The organism is Arthrobacter sp. 01T419, assembly GCF_056398865.1.
Genome location: NZ_JBFTQF010000003.1, coordinates 120,671 through 139,011, shown reverse-complemented (window position 1 = coordinate 139,011; position 18,341 = coordinate 120,671). Strand labels below are relative to the sequence as shown.

The window sequence follows — 18,341 nt, the reverse complement described above, 5'->3', positions numbered from 1 at the left end:
GCAGGGTCAGCCCCTCAGGACAGCCTCATCCTGGGCATCGTCATAGGCGTCGCGGGCCTCAAGAATGCTGGGCACGTGGTCCTCGGCCCACAGACGCAGGAGGGTCAGGGGTTCCAACAACGAAGTTCCAAGTTCCGTCAGTTCGTAGTCGACGCGTGGCGGCACCTGGGCATGGACTGTCCGCGTGATAAGCCCGTCGCGTTCGAGGGTGCGCAGGGTCTGGGTCAGCACCTTGGGCGTCACCACGTGGACCATTTTGCGAAGCTCGGAGAAGCGGATGGGGCCGTCTGCGAGAACCTGGACCACCAACGAGGCCCATTTGTCGCCGATGCGTTGGAAGATCACGCGAGACGGGCAATCAGGGTCCAACACGTTTGCCGGCAGTTCATTGGTTTCCATAAGGTAACTAAGTTCCTTTGAAGCTCTCAGTATCAAATAGATACTGTTTTCGTATTGCAAGGATAGCAACCCCAAGGAGAGTCATGAAAATCGCAGTCTACGGCGCAACGGGCATGGTCGGAAGCCAGATCGTCAACGAATCCCTCACCCGCGGCCACGAGGTCACCGCCATCTCCCGCAAGGGCGCCGAGGTTGCTGGAGCTAAGTCACTCGCCGCCGATCTCGCTGATGGCCAGCGTTTCGCGGAAATCGCCAAAGAGCACGACGCGGTCATCCTCGCCACCGGCCCGAGCCGCACTGGCGGAGACCACGGCGAGTGGCTCGCTGCGATGGATACGGCCTACAGCAACGCCGAAGGCACGCGCCTCATGATCGTCGGCGGCGCCGGGACCCTGGAGATCGACGGCGTCCGCCTCCTCGATTCGCCCGACTTCCCGGAAGCCTACAAGGCCGAAGCCACCACCGCCGCTGCAGCCTTCGCCGCCGTCAAGGAAGCCCCCGAGACCCTGGACTGGACCGTGCTGGCACCGGCACCCCTCATCCAGCCGGGTGAGCGGACGGGTAACTACTCCACTGCCAAGGATTCCCCGGCCGGCAACAGCATCTCCACCCAGGACTATGCCGTCGCCATGCTCGACGAGATCGAGACTCCGGCCCACCGCCGCGCACGTTTCACGGCGGCCAACTAACCCGGCCCACCTGCACATATATCGGCTCCCCACCCGACCCTCCTGCAGATATCGGGGAAAAACAGGGAACCCTCATGCAGATGTTCTGCAGGAGCGTTCCGCCCTTTGGGCCAATATGTGAGCGAGCATCGGCCGGAAGTGCCGTATATCCGAGCGAGCGCCGGCCGGGAGAGCCACACAAGTGAGCGAGCGTCGGCCGTGGGGCGGCGATGTGGGGGGCGGAGATGTGTGGGGGGCGGCGATGTGTGGGGGGGCGGCTATGCGGGCATGCCAAGCCCGGGTACCTGCAGTCCGAATATGTCCTTCAGGGCATGCTTTGCTGCATGGTATCCGGGCATTCCTGTCACTCCGGGCCCTGGCGGCGTGGACGATGAGCACAAGTACACGCCTCGCAGCGGCGTCCGCCACGGCACGGGTGAAAGCACGGGACGCTGCACCAGTCCCCGAATGTCCATCAGTCCTGCGCTAAAGTCCCCGCCCACATAGTTCGCGTTGTACTCGGCCAAGCCTGCCGCCGTCGTCGTCTTCCATCCGATCACCACATCCCGGAAGGCCGGCGCGAATTCCTCGATTCTGGCCATGACTGCCTCAGCCATGTCCACCGTCGACCCCTTGGGCACGTGGCAGTAGGTCCACAGAATGTGTCTCCCGGCCGGAGCACGCCCGGCATCGACGATCGATGGCTGGGCCACAAGCACATACGGCTTTCCAGGATGCCGGCCGGCAGCTACCAGGTTCTCCGCTTCAGCCATGTCTACACGCGTACCACCCACGTGCACAGTCCCAGCGCCAGCTAGTCCCCGAGCGGCCCACGGAACCGGCCCGGACAGGATGAAGTCCACTTTGCACGCCCCATTCCCGAAACGGAATGTTTCCAGTGCTCGCCGGTAGCCCCCCGGAAGGGCCGTACCAGCCATGCGCAGCAGGCCCGGGGGTGCAACGTCCAACAAAATGGCCTTCGCGGGACTCAACTCTTCCAAGGAATCGATCCGTACGCCGGTCTCAATCACCCCGCCATGGGCTTCGATATCGCGGGCCATTGCATCGGCTATCGCCGCCGAGCCACCAACGGGAATAGGCCAGCCTCCGGCATGGGCCAGCGCTCCCAGCAAGAGTCCCGCCGCCGCTGCGGTGAGCGAGGGCAGGGGCGCCACAGCGTGCGCCGCGACCCCAGTCAAGAGCGCTGGAGCGGCGTCCCCGGTGAATCGCCGGTTCCACCATGGCGAACCCTGCTCCAGGGTTGCTATACCGAGTCGAAGCGCAGCGACAGGATTTGCTGGCATTCGCAGCAGTTGGTTCTGCGTCACGTCCAGCACTCCACCCAGGTGCTCCACCAGCGGTCCCATCAGGCGAGTAAAAGCATCTCCGTCGGCGCCAAGTCCAGAGGCCGTTTGCTCCAGAGAGCGGTAGGCGAGAGCTGCCCTGCCGCCGTCGAGCGGGGTCCCGTACTGAACCTCCGGCAAACGCAGCTCCACGCGCCGTTCGAGTTCAAATTCCCGGAAGAATCGCGAAGCCAGCGCCATCGGGTGGACCGCGGAACAGACGTCGTAGACATGACCCGGTTCCAAGAGCTCGGCGGTGCGTGTTCCGCCCCCGATCGTCTCCGCAGCCTCGTAAACCCGGACAGCCAGGCCTGCGCGTGCCATGACTACCGCGGCAGCCAAGCCGTTGGGTCCGGAGCCGACGACGGCGACCTCAGCCATCGCGTTCGGACTCGCCTTTCGCGGATGGGACCGAGTCCTCTGCCAGCTGCCCCTCTTCACGAGAGGAGACTGCGTGGCGCCAAGGCAGCAGCGAAGCGGCGGGATTCTTAAGGTCCACTCGGAACCAATCCTTGGCACGGTCGAACTCCCCACCATGGGGGTCGTCCACGCCATGGATCCGAAGGGGGTCCAGATGTGGTTCCCAAATGTCCCACGCGATCCTCAACATCAAATATGCCGTCGCGGCCATATGCAGCATCACGGCCATGACGTAGTACGGCATGTCGATGTTGTTCTGCGCAGGTCCGCCGCTGCTTGTCTGGCCCAAATACATCCACGTGGCGGTCCAGTGCAGAGCCTCGGCAGCCTGCCAGAGAAGGAAGTCGCGCCACCGGGGGCGTGCCAAGGCCAGCAATGGGACAAGCCACAGGACAAACTGGGGCGAATAGACCTTGTTGCTGAGGATGAAGGCGGCGACGATCAGGAACGTCAGTTGGGCTAACCGCGGGCGCCGCGCCGCCGTCAAAGCCAATCCCGCGATCAGGACGCATGCAAGCAGGAACACGTTCAATGCCAGGGCGTTGATGGCTTCCGGCCCAAGTTGGACCAGGTGCAGCCGTTCTGCCACTAAGTTGTAGGCGAACCACAACGAGCTGTATCCGGCCGGGCGGTCCTGGGTGAAGTCGAAAAAGTATCGCCAGCCGGCGGGGTTGACGGCGGCGATAGGGATATTGACCGCAAGCCAAGCCACTGCCGCGGAAAGAGTGGTCGCAAAGAAGACCCGAACCCGGCCGCTGCGTAGCGCCAGCAGGAAGACTGCGCCCAGGATGAGCACCGGGTACAGCTTGGTGGCCGTGCCGAGGCCGATGAACACGCCAGCCAGGACGGGACGCTCCTTCGCGAAGAAGTACATCCCGACTGCGAGCATGGCTACGGCCCACATGTCCCAATTGATAACGCCAGCCAGCACGATCCCCGGAGCCAGCGCCACCATGGCTGCGTCCCAGGGCCGGCGTGGGTTGATGCGCGCGGTAACCAGGACAGTCACGATCCACAGGGCCGCAATCAGGGTGGCATTCACATCGAAGTAGCCCAAGACCCGTTCGGAACTGGCGCCATGACCGGGGACCAACCATGCCGTAGCACCAGCTATGAGCCCGGCGATCACGGGATATTCGAAGAGGCTTTTCTGGTCGAAGAACGGAAAGACGCCATCGGCAAGGCCTCGGCTACGGAAGAGTTCGGGGAAATCCGAGTAGCACGTGGCGTAGAACTGCTGGGGTGCCTGCCAACCGTTGACCCGGCAATAGCCCTTGATCAGGATCGACAGCAGAGCAGCAACGATCGTGAGGATGATGAGGACACGTTCAACGGTGAAGAATCCGGGGGAGATGTCTCCCGGAGAGGAGCGCCCCCCGAGGGGTCCTCCGACCAGTTCGGTGAAGTTCCTCAGTAAGGTGTCGCTACGGGTGGGGACCACAAAGCGCGCACGCTTTTGCTGGATGTGCGGCTTCGTCTCCTGCATGGAATCGAGCTTACCTTCAGGCGCGGCGGACAGCCTCGCCACTAACTCCCCGCATTAAAAGGCGGAAGCCCACGCGTAGCCGCGTGGGCTTCCGAGGCGAACGGTCCGATGTGTGCCATCAGTCCCTCCTGAATTGCAGTGGTGGGGACACTCAGCGGATGATGCCCATTTGGTGCAGGACGACGTAGACGTCCTCCCGGCGTTGGTCCAGGAGTTGTCCGTTGAAGAGGGTCTTGTCTTTGACGACGGGCTTGCCGTTGAAGACCATCAGGTCTTTGAGGCGCTTGGCCATGGTGTCACCTCCTTTCGTTATTGAAGAGAATTGCCGGAATTCGGGCATGACAATTAAGCCCCACTGAATTCGAAGGAAGACAGCAGTGGATATAGGCATGTGAATGCCAGGCAATGATGGGTGGATTAAGCGGATTGTTCGAATGACCGTGGAAGTACCGAAGCACGGAGTTCCGGTACGGGGTATCCAAGGGGCAGCCGTCCCCAACAAGAAGCTGGTTCCGAACTATGAGGAAGCTGCGCACCACGTCAATCGCGTGATACCGCTCAATGGCAGGCCACTCGGCGACTGATTGCACCGTGAACCGCCCCGATATTCAGGGGCGCAAGTACATCAGGAGAAGTTAGGCCGCAAAACGGCGTCGAGCAGCAAAGGCCGGGGTGCCAGCGACGGTCATCTTCCATCCGCTAGTCAAAGTAATCATTTTCCCAACCTCCTTTTCTGCGTGGCGACATAGCCTGCTTTGGCACCACCACAGCTGACTGACTGGGTAGGGCACGCCATAATCCCGGCGGATCGCTCTGGGATCAAAAATAAAGTTACACCATGAATCGTGCTGTTGGCCAGCCAATTACAGACATTTTAGAAATTAATTCCCCTTACAGTCCCCAGCGAAGAATGGCAGGCGTCCGCTTATCCCATCCCAAGGTACAAACTTTGGCGGTTCCCAGGACAAAGTGGCGTCCTTCCCTGGCGTCCAATTCAAGCCAGCGGGCCGTAAGGATGCGGGAGAAATGGCCGTGGGCGACAATCAGGACGTTGTCCATTCCAGACTCCAGGACGCGGGCAATGATCTTGTCTGCACGGGCTGCCACGGAGTCGAGCGTCTCGCCATTGGGGACGCCGTCGGTCCAGATGAGGTAGTCCGGATTGTCCTTGCGGATGAGGTCCGAGCTGATCCCTTCGTAGTCTCCGTAGTTCCACTCCACGGCCAGCGGCTCGTGGACAGCGTCGGGGAAGCCTGCCAACTCCGCCGTGCGTCGGGCTCGTCGCAGCGGGGAGGTCAGGACGAGGTCGAAGTCGATGCCTTCCAGGATTTTGCGCGCTTCCACGGCCTGCTGCTCGCCTTCGACCGTCAAAGGGAGATCGGTCAATCCCGTGTACTGGCCGCTCTTGGACCATTCGGTCTCCCCATGGCGCATGATCCAGAGCTGTGGCCGGGCGGGCTTGGCTGCTTCGTTCACTTAGGACTCCTCTGGTTCGGCGATGCCGGCATGGGCATCGACGGATGGTTCCGATGAAAGTTCGACGGCGGACTCGGGCTGCTCGGCCCACCACGCCAAAAGCTTGGATTCAGCGTCCTCGTGGGACAGTGGACCGTTTTCCATGCGCTCTTCCAGTAGGAACTTGTAGGCGCGGCCAACAACGGGTCCGGGCTTGAGCCCCAGCAAAGCCATGATCTGTGCTCCGTCCAAGTCAGGCCGAATGGCGTTGAGCGATTCTTGTTCGGCCAGGACCTCGATCCTTTGCTCAAGGTCATCGTAGGCAAAGGAGAGCCGCTCTGCCTTGCGTTGGTTACGCGTGGTGACGTCGGACCGGGTGAGCCGGTGCAGGCGCTCCAGCAGGGGACCGGCGTCAGCCACGTAACGGCGGACGGCGGAATCGGTCCAGCCCGCGTCCCCGTATCCATAGAAACGCATGTGCAGCTCGACGAGCCGCGCCACGGCCTTAATGGTGTCGTTGTCGAAGCGCAAGGCTTTCATGCGCTTCGCGGTCAGCTTGGAGCCCACCATGTCGTGGTGGCGGAAGCTCACTGCGCCGCCCGGTTCGAACCGGCGCGTCGCCGGCTTCCCGACGTCGTGCATTAACGCCGCGAAGCGCAACACGAAGTCTGGACCGGGCACGGGGCCGTCTCGACCGGTCTCGAGCGACGCGGCCTGCTCCAGCACCTGGAGGGAGTGCTGGTAGACGTCTTTATGGCGGTGGTGCTCGTCGGCCTCAAGACGCAGCGCAGAGACCTCCGGCAGGACAAATTCGGCCAGTCCGGTATCAACAAGGAGATCGATGCCCGCCCGCGGTTGCGCACCGTTAATGAGCTTGACGAGTTCCTCGCGGACGCGCTCGGCGGAAATGATCTTGATCCGCTCAGCCATCCCGGACATGGCGAGCCGGACGTCGTCGTGCACTGTAACGCCAAGCTGCGCGGCAAAGCGGGCGGCGCGCATCATGCGCAGCGGGTCGTCGGAGAAGGACGATTCGGGGGCTCCAGGGGTAGCAAGCACCGAAGCATGGAGATCGCGCACGCCGCCGAACGGGTCCACAAGCTCCAGCGAGGGCAGGCGGAGCGCCATGGCGTTGATGGTGAAGTCGCGGCGGAGCAGGTCATCCAGCAGCGACGAACCGAAAGCCACCACCGGCTTGCGGGAATCGGCGTCGTACGCCTCCGCGCGGTACGTGGTGATCTCGATCTGGAAGCCGGACTTCTTCATCCCGATCGTTCCGAACGCGCGGCCAATCTCCCAGAAATTGTCCGCCCACCTCTTGATGATGGAAAGGGTCTGGTCCGGGGTGGCGTCAGTGGTGAAATCCAGGTCCGGCGAGACACGGCCTAGGAAGAGGTCCCGCACGGGCCCACCCACGAGCGACAGTTCGAATCCAGCGTCGACAAAACGCTGGCCGAGGTCCAGGACCACTGGATCCATCTGGAAATTAACTGAAGAACTGTCCAATACTTGCGCCATAGTTCCTTAAGCTTGTCAGATTTCGCTGCGCCATCCCACCGGATCCTTGTCATTGCGCTGCGATTGCGCGACGACGACACCTGGATCACCGCCGAACGCCATCCGCACGTCACCGTGAGTCCATGTCCCGGTCATCACCAACGGGCAAGAGTCGTTAGAGTGGACTTCATGGCCAACCCGATCCCGAGTGCTCCTGGCAGGAGGACGAACGCACCATTGCCGTCGGCAATTGGTGCCCACGTCGCGCCCGCTCAGCACACGGCGCAGGCCGCCCTTCCGACCGTGGAGGAAGTCTCTGCCGGCGGCGTCGTAGTGGACACGTCCGACGGCGAACTGAGGGTTGCGATCATCGCTCGCCTTAATAGGGGTGGCCGGCTTGAGTGGTGCTTGCCGAAGGGTCATCCGGAGGGCAAGGAAAACAACGAGGAAGCCGCAGTCCGCGAGATCGCCGAAGAGACCGGAATCGAAGGCAATGTCCTGGCTCCGCTCGGCAGCATCGACTATTGGTTCACCGTGAGTGGGCATCGCGTACACAAGACCGTGCACCATTTCCTGCTCCGCGCCACGGGCGGCGAGCTGACCATCGAGAACGATCCCGATCAAGAGGCCATCGATGCCGCTTGGGTCCCCCTCCAGGACTTGGCACGCAAGCTGTCCTTCCCCAATGAGCGGCGCATCGCCGATCTCGCCCGGGAAGTCCTGCCCGAACACCTCTAGCGCGGCCGTTGCTACCGCCTGACGCCGGTTTGACGCAACAGGCAGCCCGGCTCATGGGACGATAAGGACAATGTCTGCCGCCAAAACAACCCAGTCAACCCAGTCCGGAGAAACCCGTTCCAGTGCCGTCATGGCCGCCGGGACGCTCGTTTCGCGGTTCCTCGGCTTTGCCAAAACATGGATGCTTGGCGCCGCGTTGGGCCTGGGATCGACAGTCAATGACACCTTCATCAATGCCAACAACCTGCCCAACCTGATCTTCCTCCTAGTGGCTGGCGGCGTTTTCAATGCCGTACTGGTGCCGCAGATCATCAAGGCCAGCAAGGGCCCGGACCGCGGCGCGGACTACATCAGCCGGCTCCTGACTCTGGCGGTGCTGGTTCTCCTGACGCTGACTGCGTTGGTCACACTAGCCGCGCCGATGGTCATCGACCTCACCACCCAGGGCTACTCACCCCAGCAGAAATCGCTGGCCGTAACCTTCGCGTTCTATTGCCTGCCGCAAATCTTCTTCTACGGTCTGTACGCGCTCCTGACCCAGATTCTCAACGCCAACGGCGCCTTCGGTCCCGCGATGTGGGCGCCGATCCTGAACAATGTGGTGGCCATCGCAGGACTCGGCATGTTCATCTGGATCCTCGGTGCCAACAACACCAACCCGCACACCCTGGACAATTGGGGTCCCTTCCAGACCTTCCTGATCGCCGGCTTCTCCACCGTCGGCGTGCTCGCGCAGACCGCCATACTCCTCGTCCCCGTGATCCGCCTGCGGCTCGGGCTCCGGCCGCGCTTCGGCTGGCGGGGCGTGGGACTGGGCCAGGCAGCAAAACTGAGTGTCTGGACGCTCCTGACCGCCGCCGTCGGGCAGCTCGCGTTCCTTTATGTCATGAGGATCGCCACCATTCCCGGATCCGAGCGCCTCCGCCTGGAGCACGCGCATGACCCCGCCGCCGCCACCCTCCCCGGTAACGCGGTCTTGGAAGTCGCCAGCCAGCTGTACCTCCTGCCGCACTCGATCATCGCGTTGTCGCTCGCCACAGTTTTGTTCAACCGAATGACCCACGCTTCCCAAGCCGGCAACAAGGCCGAGTTGCGCGAAGCCCTTTCCCACGGACTGCGGACCATGGCTGTCGCCACCGTTTTCGGGGCGCTGGCGCTCTTTGCCCTTGCCGGTCCGCTGGGCATGTTCTTCTCCGGCGGAAACCCCCAGGACGGCGTCATGCTGGCCCAGACGCTCACGATCCTCGCGCTGAGCACGCCGTTCATGAGCGCCAACTTCATGATGTCCCGCGTGTTCTACGCCAACGAGGACGCCCGGACCCCGTTCTACATCCAGCTCATGCTGGCCCTGCTGAACGTTGTGGGCGCGTTCATCATCCAGTTCCTGCCGGTCGCCCAGATCATCTTCGCGATCGCCGTCCTGTACACCCTCGGCAACATCCTGTCCGTGGTCATCAGCGTCTGGTTCCTGCGGCGCCTCCTAGGCCATGTGGACGGCCCCCGGATTGCGAACTCCTACATCCGCATGGGTTACGCGGCCCTGGGTTCGGCGATCGCCGGGGCCTTGGCCCTGTGGCTCCTCGGCAGCTACCACGCGGACGGTTTCGCCTGGAGCAGCAGGCTTGCCGCCTTGGTGACGGTGATCGTCGTCGGGCCGGTCATGCTGCTTGCCTACCTGTTCCTGCTGCGAATCTTCCACGTCAGCGAACTGCGCGATCTGCTCCGTCCGGTGCTCGGCCGGCTAGGCCGGGGCGTTCCGGTGGCGCAAGCGCCGTCCACCATTGGAAAGCAAACCCCGACGCCCGTCCGCGCCACCGTGTCCGACGATACCGGGCTCATTCCGCGCATCTCGGGCGAATTCGACGCGGCATCGTTCCGCGCCGGTCCCGCACTGGAAACGCTCCCGCCCAAGGACGGGTGGGACGGCAGTCACGACGCCGACGGGGTTGCCGATGCGGCCATCGCGGAAGGGCAAGGCAAGGTGGATGCCTGGTCCGACATCGAGAAGTCCTACTTGCCGGACGAAGACCTCCCCAGCACCGCCCAAGGAGGCGTAGGCCGTCCGGGCATTCCGCTCCCTGGCCGCCGCACCTATCAGGGGCCGCTGGGAAACAACCCCTATTTCCGCGGTGGACCTCGCCGCAAAAGGTGACGCTTCGGCGCAAACCGGGAGTCAGAACGGCCCAATCCGCTAGGATCAGAAACTAATACAGGTAGTTGCAGACCACGGGTCACCCGGCTGGCCGGATCCCGTATTCAGGACCCGCAGCTTCCGGACAGTCTAGGAGGAACCCGTGTCCCACCCGATCGATGTCGGATCAGTGCTTGGCGGCCGCTACAAAGTCACAGCCACCGTATTGACTTCACACGACCAAGATCTGGTGCTCGACGGCGTCGACCAGGTCCTCAACAGACCCGTCAGTATCCTCGTGGCCGGCCCTGGAAATGCCGATCAGGTTGCCAAGAGTGCCCGCGAAGTGGCCACCGGCGAACGGCCCGGACACGTCCAGATCCTCGACCTCGGCGTCAGCGACAGCACCACCTACCTCATCACCAACCACAGCAGTGCTCCTGACCTGCTGGACCTCGTGGTAGCCACCAACCCGCCGTACGTCGAGCCGTTCTTCACGGACACGCTTGGAAGCGAGATCTTCGGCCAGGCCCGGTCCCACGAGCCCGAAACCTACGACGGACTGTACGACGACGAAGAGCACGACGCCGAATACATCAATTACGACGACGTCGAGCCCAACCCGGCTGGTGGATCGCAAGCAGCCGCTCCGTCGACCGAAGACCCGCGCCGCCCGGTGGTTCCTCCCATGCCTGCTGGCCAGCCGGCGTCGGCTTCTGGGGGCATTGGTTCCCGCATCGCTGCTGCGGCAGCGGGAGCTGGGGCAGCCGCCGCCGCGGCCGCTGCGGCTGTGAAGGGTGCCGGCAAGCAAAGCAACGACGACGGGCAGCGCACGTCTGAGGCTGCCGCTTCCACCGAGGCGGCTTCGACTGTCCAGCAGAGCCAGACTGCCCCCCAGCAGATCCAGCAGGGGCCGGCGACGCAGGCCGTTCCAGCGTCGACTCCTTCTGCGCCGACGTCCGCGAACCCTGCGCAGGACTCCAAGGTCTCGCTCTGGTCGGAGGACGACTACGGTTTCGTCAACGACGACGCCGCCACCTCCCGCGGTGCTGCCGGCGCTGCCGCAGGCGGGTACAGCCGGGGAGCGTCGAGTTTTCCGGCCACGGCCCGGGCGCAAGCCGATCCTCTCGACGAGGACGAATACTACGACGACGAGCCAGTGCGTGAACCCCGTTCTTTCCGGTGGCTCGTGGGTGGCGTCCTGGCCGCCGTCCTGATTGTCGGATTGATTCTTGCAGTCACGAATCTCGGTAATCTCATCCCGGGCGGCGCTCCCGCGGCCAAGCAGTCCACTCCAGCGTCTCAAACAGGATCCGGACAGCCGAGCAGCACCGAGTCGGCCACCGCAGTCGCAGCCCCTCCGGTCATTGACGGCGTCACCCGCATGGGCGATTTCGAGTTTGCGGCGACGTATGACAAGGACTTGGTTAAGGCTTACGACGGCAATGCCGCGAGCTACTGGTCGGACATGGAGTTCGCCACTGCGGACTGGGGTGGACTGGCACCTGACGGGGTTTCCTTGCTGGTCAAGCTCAAGGGACCCGCGCAAGTCAAGTCCGTCACTCTGAGCCAGTTGGGTGCGTCCGGTGGCAACATCAGTGTGTACACCAACGATCGTCCGGCGATGGACGGCGCCAAGCTGGTAGGCACCAACAGCTTCACTTCGCCGGAACTCACCATGCCGCTCAGCACCCCCGCAACAGCCCAGTACGTGATCATCTCCATCAAGTCGCTGCCCAAGCTCACCGCGCCCAAGACGCGCTACGGTTTCGGCCTGCGCCTCGCCGAGATCAAGGTCCAATAGGTCACGGACCAGTAGATCAACGTCCAGTAGTCGACGGCGGGCGGCAGCTTTCGGCCTCGCCTGACCGTCGCGAGTGCTCCCGCCTCGGTGTCCCTTCCCGTGTGCTCCTGTCACGTGGACCGTCAACTCGGGTAACGGAGCCCGTGCCCYTTCGATGCCCTGCGCCGCTAGAAGGTACCCTGAATGGTGGTGGATATTAGGGTCCCCGGAAACACCGGAATATTCGACACCGCCATGGGGTTGTGCCATGTGGCCGGCCGCGATAATCCGGTGCATCGACTAAGGAAGAGGTTCACCCAACAGTGAGCAACGCAGAAAACACCGCGTCCGAAGTACGTGATGTCATCATCGTAGGCTCCGGGCCTGCCGGCTACACGGCGGCCGTCTACACGGCACGTGCCAACATGAACCCGCTGCTCATCGCCGGTTCTGTGACTGCCGGTGGCGAACTGATGAACACAACAGACGTCGAAAACTACCCGGGATTCCCCGACGGAGTCATGGGACCTGATCTCATGGAGAACTTCGAAAAGCAGGCGGCACGCTTTGGGACAGAGATCCAGTTCGAGGATGTCACCGAGCTAGGTCTCGACGGCGACATCAAGACGGTGACCATCGCCACGGGGGAGACCTTCAAGGCACGGGCGATCATTCTGTCGACCGGTTCCGCCTACCGGGAGCTCGGCCTGGCGAACGAAAAGCGTCTTTCTGGCCACGGCGTGAGCTGGTGTGCAACCTGTGACGGTTTCTTCTTCAAGGACCAAGACATCGCGGTGATCGGTGGCGGCGACTCGGCCATGGAGGAGGCTCTCTTCCTCACCAAGTTCGCCAAGTCCGTCACTGTAGTGCACCGCCGCGACACGCTGAAGGCTTCCAAGATCATGGGCGATCGCGCCCAGGCCCACGAGAAGATCAACTTCGTGTGGAACACCGCCGTCGAGGACGTCATCGGCGGTGACAAGGTGACCGGCTTGAAGCTGAAAAACCTCGTCGACGGCGCCGAGTCCGAACTCGCCGTCACCGGCGTTTTCGTGGCCATCGGCAATGACCCTCGCACCGAACTCGTGAAGGGCAAACTGGAGTTGGCCGCAGAGGGCACCATCGCCGTCGAAGGCCGCAGTTCCAAGACGAGCATCAAGGGCGTCTTCGCTGCCGGCGACGTCGTCGACCCCACCTACCGGCAGGCCATCACGGCCGCGGGTTCCGGTTGTGTCGCGGCCCTGGACGTCGAACACTATCTTGCAGACCTGCACGCCTAATCGGCACAGCAGCCATCCATTCGAAGGGAAAGAATTATGAGCAACGCTAAAGACGTTACCGACGCCAGTTTCAGCACCGACGTCCTGGCCGCTGAAAAGCCGGTCATCGTGGACTTCTGGGCAGAGTGGTGCGGCCCGTGCCGTAAGTTGGGCCCGATCCTCGACGAAATCTCGGTTCAATACGGAGACAAGGTTGACGTCGTCAAACTCAACGTCGACGACAACCCGGCCATTGCCGCGGAGTACGGCATCACGTCAATTCCAGCCGTGTACCTGTTCAGCGGGGGAGAAGTGAAGAGCACGGTTATCGGCGCTAAGCCGAAGCAGTTCTTCGAAAAGGAATTTGAGTCCGTCCTCTCCTAAGACTCGTTCTGTCCTTGGGTTCGGGCGCCGCTCTTTTGTGACGCCTCCTGGCTCAGCCGGTGGTTCTTGCTTGTGAGCGGGAGCCACCGGCTTTTTCGTGTCCGCGCTCTTTCGCGTCTGCGTCTTTCGTGCCGGGCGGCTCTGGGCCGGCGCGACGGCTCCGGCCCCGGCAGCTCCGGGCTCAATTCACGCATCAGGAACCTTTTTCCATTTCAAAACCAGCGAATTTTGAGGGAAAGCCATTCATTTGCGAAGTTGGCTTTCACCTATCTGGCTATCTGGGGTAGGGGTGGATTGCAGTTGAGTTAGTGGTTGGCCGCGCGGAATTTCCCCTTCCCGTGCTTTTGAGCCCCCTGGGAAGCCTCTTGCCAGAGGACGCCTTTTCGTCGTGTCAGGCATGGAACTCCTTGCCTTGGCGCAAGGGCCTTAGAAGCCCAGGGCGCCGTTTCACGTGAAACAAGACGTGCCCCTGCCGGGCTTATGGATGCATCTTGGTGCGAAGTCGAAGGAGAAATTGAAGCAGCGCTCTTAGGGATTGTTTCACGTGAAACACCCACGAACTTGCAGTGCGCATCCTGCGGTTCCTTCAATCGTGGCGCTTGTTGCCTACGCGCCTTTCAAGCGCATTGCCTCAAATGACGTCTCCCTAGGCGATAGCGGGTACGAATAGCACGCTGCTCCTTGGTTGGTGTGGACAGCTGTGCTCGGCAAGCCCGTGCTCGTGTGACCATACGCTCGCCCACGCTTCTTGATCGAGGTGACGAACCCTCACAGCCAACGCAAAATGGCAGATCACCCTAGTGGCTTCTACGCATGAGGCCGCGGGGTTGGCGCCAGCTCCTCCCGTTGTTTCACGTGAAACGACGCATGCGTTTAGAGCAAAGGCAGCCTGCGACACGGGGGACCGTTTGGCACAGCAGAAGTACCCTTAATCCGAGGCTCTTGTCTGTGCAGTAGCCGTCAACAGGCGCGGCGAGCGTCCAGAGTGCGAAATTTGTTTCCACCAGGGTAGTGGAAGTGAATCCTGATGGGCGTCAGCACGAAGGGGTTCACCGCCTTGAGCAGCGCCTAGCTGCGCAACCACGATGCCCAACCGAGACCGTCCTGGAGCTTTGACAACAGAAGGGACCGCCTCCCGCTCCGGGGGCCCATCTGGTTGCGGGCTGTTCGTGCTCGAGGTGTTCAGATTACAGATTGTTTGCGCTGGAGGCTATGCGAACTGCATGTTATACGGGCCCAACGTAACTTGAGCCCCTGGCCCTTTGGGCTCTAAGCATGCTCGGCCGAAGCTAGGCAGGCCTCCAAACGGTCCGCCCGCTAGCTGCGACGAGCCCTTGCTACCACTCCGAGCTCTAGCACCCGCTACTCAGGCATCCGCAGCCTGTAGGGTCCGAGCCCTGCCCGGCCCGGGGTTCTCAATAGCTGACCGAACTGGTGATAGGGGCGACGTGGTTCTCACTGCAGGGGGAATGCTAAGACTATATCGGTTGATTAATAGTCCACTTGGGGTGATACTGCCACCCGCAGTCAGGACGCACGATGCAGCCAAGGAAATCCGAACACCTCGTGAGTGCACGTTGGCTGATCCCAGACACGCGGTAGGATCGCAGCGATCGGCTATGGGGAATGAGACGGGCGGACCTCATATTCCGGCTTCCGTGGTTAGCCGCTTGCCCCCTCGTTTGTGGATTGTTGCCTTTGAGTCAGGCCTAGCGAGCAAGAGCATGGAAATTGGAGTTTAGACCAAGGTTTGAAGCGTAGCGCATCGCACTCGGCAGGCCCCATCTCATTGAGATCAGGAGAACCCCGACAGCCTTCCTAGATGCAGTGGCCGCCGCAAATTAGGAATACACCGCCGTCGGCTTTTGAAACAGTTCTAGGAGACCGGCAGAGTGTTGACGATAGAGCGGCGCCCAGCAGGACCCGCCTTGCCGTGGGCAGGATTGGGAGTCCGAGTCAAACACACCCATTGGTCAACTCGCACTAGCCTTGAATGGAGCACCTTTATCCCCGCGATTTGGCTGGCATCCGTCGGCCATCGCTGGCGTTGTGCACCGCTCTCCGCGACGTGCGCCAGACTCGCTCGGGGACCAGGGCACTATCTCAAGCTTTCGCCTTCCTAGATGCTCTCTAGTCCACCTTCTAGACACTCTCTGCGTGCAATCGCCAGATCACCATCGAGATCAATCGGTACTTCCTTCTATACAAATACGCGAGCGTAACGGTTCGCCAGGTTAGCGCAACCAGTCGCCCTGTGTCTGCCGAGGGGAGGAGCAACCCCCCGACCATTCGCACCATGCTCGGAATCCCTCTAGCGTTGGGCCGCTCTTAAGCTCAAGGTTGACATCTGGGTCCGCCAACCCTGAGTATCTGCCGTCTGCCGGGGGCCTACGCGGCCGACGGAGTGAAGCCTTGCCCCAACAACAGCGAACCGGTCGCTCGCGCGAAGACATCGGACCGAAGGTTTTGGTACGGACGTCCGCCACCTTACGCGACAACAGTGCTCCCGGTAGGCCTCTACCTACGATCTGCGGTCTTGGAACTAGGTTCAAAGTTGGAGTCTATGGGTGCGCCCTGGGTCTACCAGCTTCAGCCCCCAAGAGTGTCCGGGAGGCACCTACTCATTTTCCACAGATGACGCACGTCAACAGCTAGCCCTTCGGGGCATGAGGAACCAGGGCTCCCAAAGCTGGCGTTGCCACAATAGCTGCGTAATAGCTGCGTACGGCATCGACTCCAACAAGCGACGCGATGCCTCGTGTGGGCGTTGAGCTTGTTCTCCAGAGCACGGAGGGGTCCGGCACAGGAGTCCGTTGGCGCAGCCGTCGTTTCACGTGAAACATAGGGAGACCGCGGCGCCGGCCTTCCCTTTAACAGAGCTTGGAGGTTCTGAATGCCATTGCTGCCCGCGATCGTCGAACCGTGATACACCAACGGATGACCTATGGTGGTGCCACTCACACTCACGACGAGGGGAAGATATCCACCGATGATCGTAAAGTTATGCACATAGTTATCCACAGCGATATCCACCGGCCAGAAGATTGCCCACAGCCGCGCTGCTGTTCGAGCAAGATCGGCGGTGTACGGGTATCGCGGCCCGACCGCAGGATCAGGGCACGGTCGAACCTGTCAGATATCGGAGATCGGCCTCAAAAGGGCCAGAACTGGCCAAAATCCGAGCCAAAAGACCCAATTTGGTCCAACTATTGGCTTGCTGTCTTGTTTCACGTGAAACGGGACAGCAGGGAGCCTGACTACTTCGAAAATCCGGCGGCGAACCGGGCAGACGTAAACAGATTTGAGACTGCTAGTCGCAGTGAGCAGAAGAGTTATCAACAGAGTTATCCACAACGATATCCACCGGGAGTCTCGGACTTTTCAACAGGAAGGCATTACGCTCTCTGAGACTCGCAAACGCGTGAGTGGACCTGCCACGGCGCTGTACGCCCGATTGTTCGTCGACACTCTCTGCGGCCGTCTCAGGCTCGAATACGAAAACGACGGTCTCGAAGCGACACCAGATATGACTTTCCGAAGCGTCGCCGGGGCTCAGTCGGCCAGTCCTCAAACTCGTTCTGGGCCGAGCCTCCGTAATACTCGAGAACGCAAATCCAGCACGGCGACAGCTCGTCGCTAACACTTCCTGCCTTCACCAGACAGGGGCAGCTCAAGGCACCGATCGGTCGTCGCGGCACGAGGCAGCAAGCCCTATGCCCAAACTTCAGCCCTGGCCCTGGCCCTGGCCTCAAACACCGTCCTAGTCCACCAATGCTCGCAATGGGAACCGCAAGACTCCATGCGAGCTTACTAGTGTCGCACCCATCCAGAGACGCAAAACCAACTGCTCGCTGACACCCGGCTCGCTGAGGGGGGAGTAGACGACTGCTGACAACGAAGACTGAGGCCTGCTAATACAGATGAGAAGGAGCAGAGATTACTGCCGCTTCCCCTACTCCGCATAATCTAATCCATGCCACACCCTCGCTGGTTAGGAGCCGTCAGGCATCAAAGCATTGGGGACTCAAGGATGCCTAAGTTCCCGGGATACGCGCAGCCTGTAATTTCGGGGCGAACAGCTCGACCAAACACCAACTACACCCAAAGTCCGAGCACGGGGCTTCTGGCCGACCCTACAATCACCAGCCCAACGAGAGCCATGCTGCGTAGGCGGAGTCGGACCGCACTTCTTCAAAAAGCCGGTGACGCACCGTATCCCTCACCTCAGCGCCAGCCTGGGAAACTTCAAGTCAAACAGATCCTCTCGGCTCGCACAGCATTCAGCCCGGAGACGATAGCCCAGCTTAGGGAGCCGCTTCAAAGGCCAGGGAAACCATGACACGATGTAGATTTCCCGTGCTCCCGCCCCCACAAGCGTGCGCGCGGCACTTCAGCAAGACCCCACCAGCAGGAATCCAAGGTGTGGAAACAATCGCCCTACGAGCGGGTCGCCGGCCGGCATCAGCCGGCACCGGACCAGGAGAACGGGCCCGCTCGCAATCCTCAGCCTGCCATCGCGAAACCACGCGAGCTACAATCCCGAACATTCCGACTGTCATCCCGGGATCGGATATGGCTATCAACAACACATGATCACTGCGACAGTTCGCAGACCGTCACACAGGCAAGGACGCTAATCACAGAACGCAGAGCACGAAGCGGAGCGCACGAGGCACGGGCATTCGGCGTGACCCGGAGGGTAGCGGGCGGCCCCAGCAAGCGGATGCCGGATCCACTCGTGGCTATACACACATTCATCGGAACGCAGTCCTAGAGCC

Annotated in this window: 13 protein-coding genes; 7 read left to right on the top strand and 6 right to left on the bottom strand. The window is 61.8% G+C overall.

The window, feature by feature from the left end:
- Positions 1–6: 6 nt before the first annotated feature.
- Positions 7–399, bottom strand: a complete 393-nt coding sequence (locus AC1DLO_RS06620; RefSeq protein ID WP_184741295.1) for a winged helix-turn-helix transcriptional regulator — start codon at positions 397–399, stop codon at positions 7–9.
- A gap of 83 nt (positions 400–482) precedes the next feature.
- Here AC1DLO_RS06620 and AC1DLO_RS06615 point away from each other — a divergent pair, with 83 nt between their 5' ends.
- Positions 483–1,088: an NAD(P)-dependent oxidoreductase gene (locus AC1DLO_RS06615; RefSeq protein WP_476888880.1), complete on the top strand. Its 606-nt coding sequence runs from the start codon at positions 483–485 to the stop codon at positions 1,086–1,088.
- Positions 1,089–1,345: 257 nt separating this feature from the next.
- On the opposite strand, the gene AC1DLO_RS06610 is transcribed toward AC1DLO_RS06615, so the two are convergent.
- From AC1DLO_RS06610 to AC1DLO_RS06600, 3 genes are all read right to left on the bottom strand, one after another.
- On the bottom strand, positions 1,346–2,791 hold the full coding sequence (locus tag AC1DLO_RS06610) for a phytoene desaturase family protein (RefSeq protein ID WP_476888879.1): 1,446 nt from the start codon (positions 2,789–2,791) through the stop codon (positions 1,346–1,348).
- Complete coding sequence (locus AC1DLO_RS06605; protein WP_476888878.1) at positions 2,784–4,316, bottom strand: glycosyltransferase family 87 protein; 1,533 nt, start codon at positions 4,314–4,316, stop codon at positions 2,784–2,786. Before AC1DLO_RS06605 ends, AC1DLO_RS06610 begins: the two co-directional genes overlap by 8 nt.
- Positions 4,317–4,467: 151 nt before the next feature.
- Positions 4,468–4,608 (bottom strand): hypothetical protein, encoded by a 141-nt coding sequence (locus tag AC1DLO_RS06600; protein WP_172465581.1) that lies wholly within the window; start codon positions 4,606–4,608, stop codon positions 4,468–4,470.
- 142 nt (positions 4,609–4,750) lie between these two features.
- Between AC1DLO_RS06600 and AC1DLO_RS06595 the strand changes: the two genes are divergently transcribed.
- Positions 4,751–4,900: a hypothetical protein gene (locus AC1DLO_RS06595; protein ID WP_476888877.1), complete on the top strand. Its 150-nt coding sequence runs from the start codon at positions 4,751–4,753 to the stop codon at positions 4,898–4,900.
- Positions 4,901–5,207: 307 nt separating this feature from the next.
- Here the strand turns inward: AC1DLO_RS06595 and AC1DLO_RS06590 are convergent, their stop codons facing one another.
- On the bottom strand, positions 5,208–5,792 hold the full coding sequence (locus AC1DLO_RS06590; RefSeq protein ID WP_311770617.1) for a histidine phosphatase family protein: 585 nt from the start codon (positions 5,790–5,792) through the stop codon (positions 5,208–5,210).
- Complete coding sequence (locus AC1DLO_RS06585; RefSeq protein WP_476888876.1) at positions 5,793–7,289, bottom strand: CCA tRNA nucleotidyltransferase; 1,497 nt, start codon at positions 7,287–7,289, stop codon at positions 5,793–5,795.
- A gap of 216 nt (positions 7,290–7,505) precedes the next feature.
- Here AC1DLO_RS06585 and AC1DLO_RS06580 point away from each other — a divergent pair, with 216 nt between their 5' ends.
- From AC1DLO_RS06580 to trxA, 5 genes are all read left to right on the top strand, one after another.
- Positions 7,506–8,006, top strand: a complete 501-nt coding sequence (locus tag AC1DLO_RS06580) for an NUDIX hydrolase (protein WP_184741317.1) — start codon at positions 7,506–7,508, stop codon at positions 8,004–8,006.
- Positions 8,007–8,076: 70 nt separating this feature from the next.
- A complete protein-coding gene (murJ, locus tag AC1DLO_RS06575; RefSeq protein WP_476914434.1) occupies positions 8,077–10,158 on the top strand; it encodes a murein biosynthesis integral membrane protein MurJ in 2,082 nt (693 codons plus the stop codon).
- A gap of 142 nt (positions 10,159–10,300) precedes the next feature.
- Positions 10,301–11,941, top strand: coding sequence for an ABC transporter substrate-binding protein (locus AC1DLO_RS06570; protein ID WP_476888874.1), 1,641 nt, complete (start codon positions 10,301–10,303; stop codon positions 11,939–11,941).
- A gap of 302 nt (positions 11,942–12,243) precedes the next feature.
- Entirely contained in the window at positions 12,244–13,200 is a 957-nt protein-coding gene (gene trxB, locus AC1DLO_RS06565) for a thioredoxin-disulfide reductase (protein WP_476888873.1), read from the top strand.
- A 36-nt stretch (positions 13,201–13,236) separates the two neighbouring features.
- Positions 13,237–13,563 carry a thioredoxin gene (trxA, locus tag AC1DLO_RS06560; RefSeq protein ID WP_184741286.1) on the top strand — a complete coding sequence of 109 codons (327 nt, stop codon included), beginning with the start codon at positions 13,237–13,239 and terminating at the stop codon, positions 13,561–13,563.
- The last annotated feature ends 4,778 nt before the right edge of the window (positions 13,564–18,341 follow it).

Bases quoted from the DNA above. Each gene is read 5' to 3' on its own strand.
- AC1DLO_RS06615 (WP_476888880.1), top strand. From the start codon at position 483: ATGAAAATCGCAGTCTACGGCGCAACGGGCATGGTCGGAAGCCAGATC.
- AC1DLO_RS06620 (WP_184741295.1), bottom strand. From the start codon at position 399: ATGGAAACCAATGAACTGCCGGCAAACGTGTTGGACCCTGATTGCCCG.
- trxA (WP_184741286.1), top strand. From the start codon at position 13,237: ATGAGCAACGCTAAAGACGTTACCGACGCCAGTTTCAGCACCGACGTC.
- AC1DLO_RS06600 (WP_172465581.1), bottom strand. From the start codon at position 4,608: ATGGCCAAGCGCCTCAAAGACCTGATGGTCTTCAACGGCAAGCCCGTC.
- murJ (WP_476914434.1), top strand. From the start codon at position 8,077: ATGTCTGCCGCCAAAACAACCCAGTCAACCCAGTCCGGAGAAACCCGT.
- AC1DLO_RS06585 (WP_476888876.1), bottom strand. From the start codon at position 7,289: ATGGCGCAAGTATTGGACAGTTCTTCAGTTAATTTCCAGATGGATCCA.
- AC1DLO_RS06605 (WP_476888878.1), bottom strand. From the start codon at position 4,316: ATGCAGGAGACGAAGCCGCACATCCAGCAAAAGCGTGCGCGCTTTGTG.
- AC1DLO_RS06595 (WP_476888877.1), top strand. From the start codon at position 4,751: ATGACCGTGGAAGTACCGAAGCACGGAGTTCCGGTACGGGGTATCCAA.
- AC1DLO_RS06610 (WP_476888879.1), bottom strand. From the start codon at position 2,791: ATGGCTGAGGTCGCCGTCGTCGGCTCCGGACCCAACGGCTTGGCTGCC.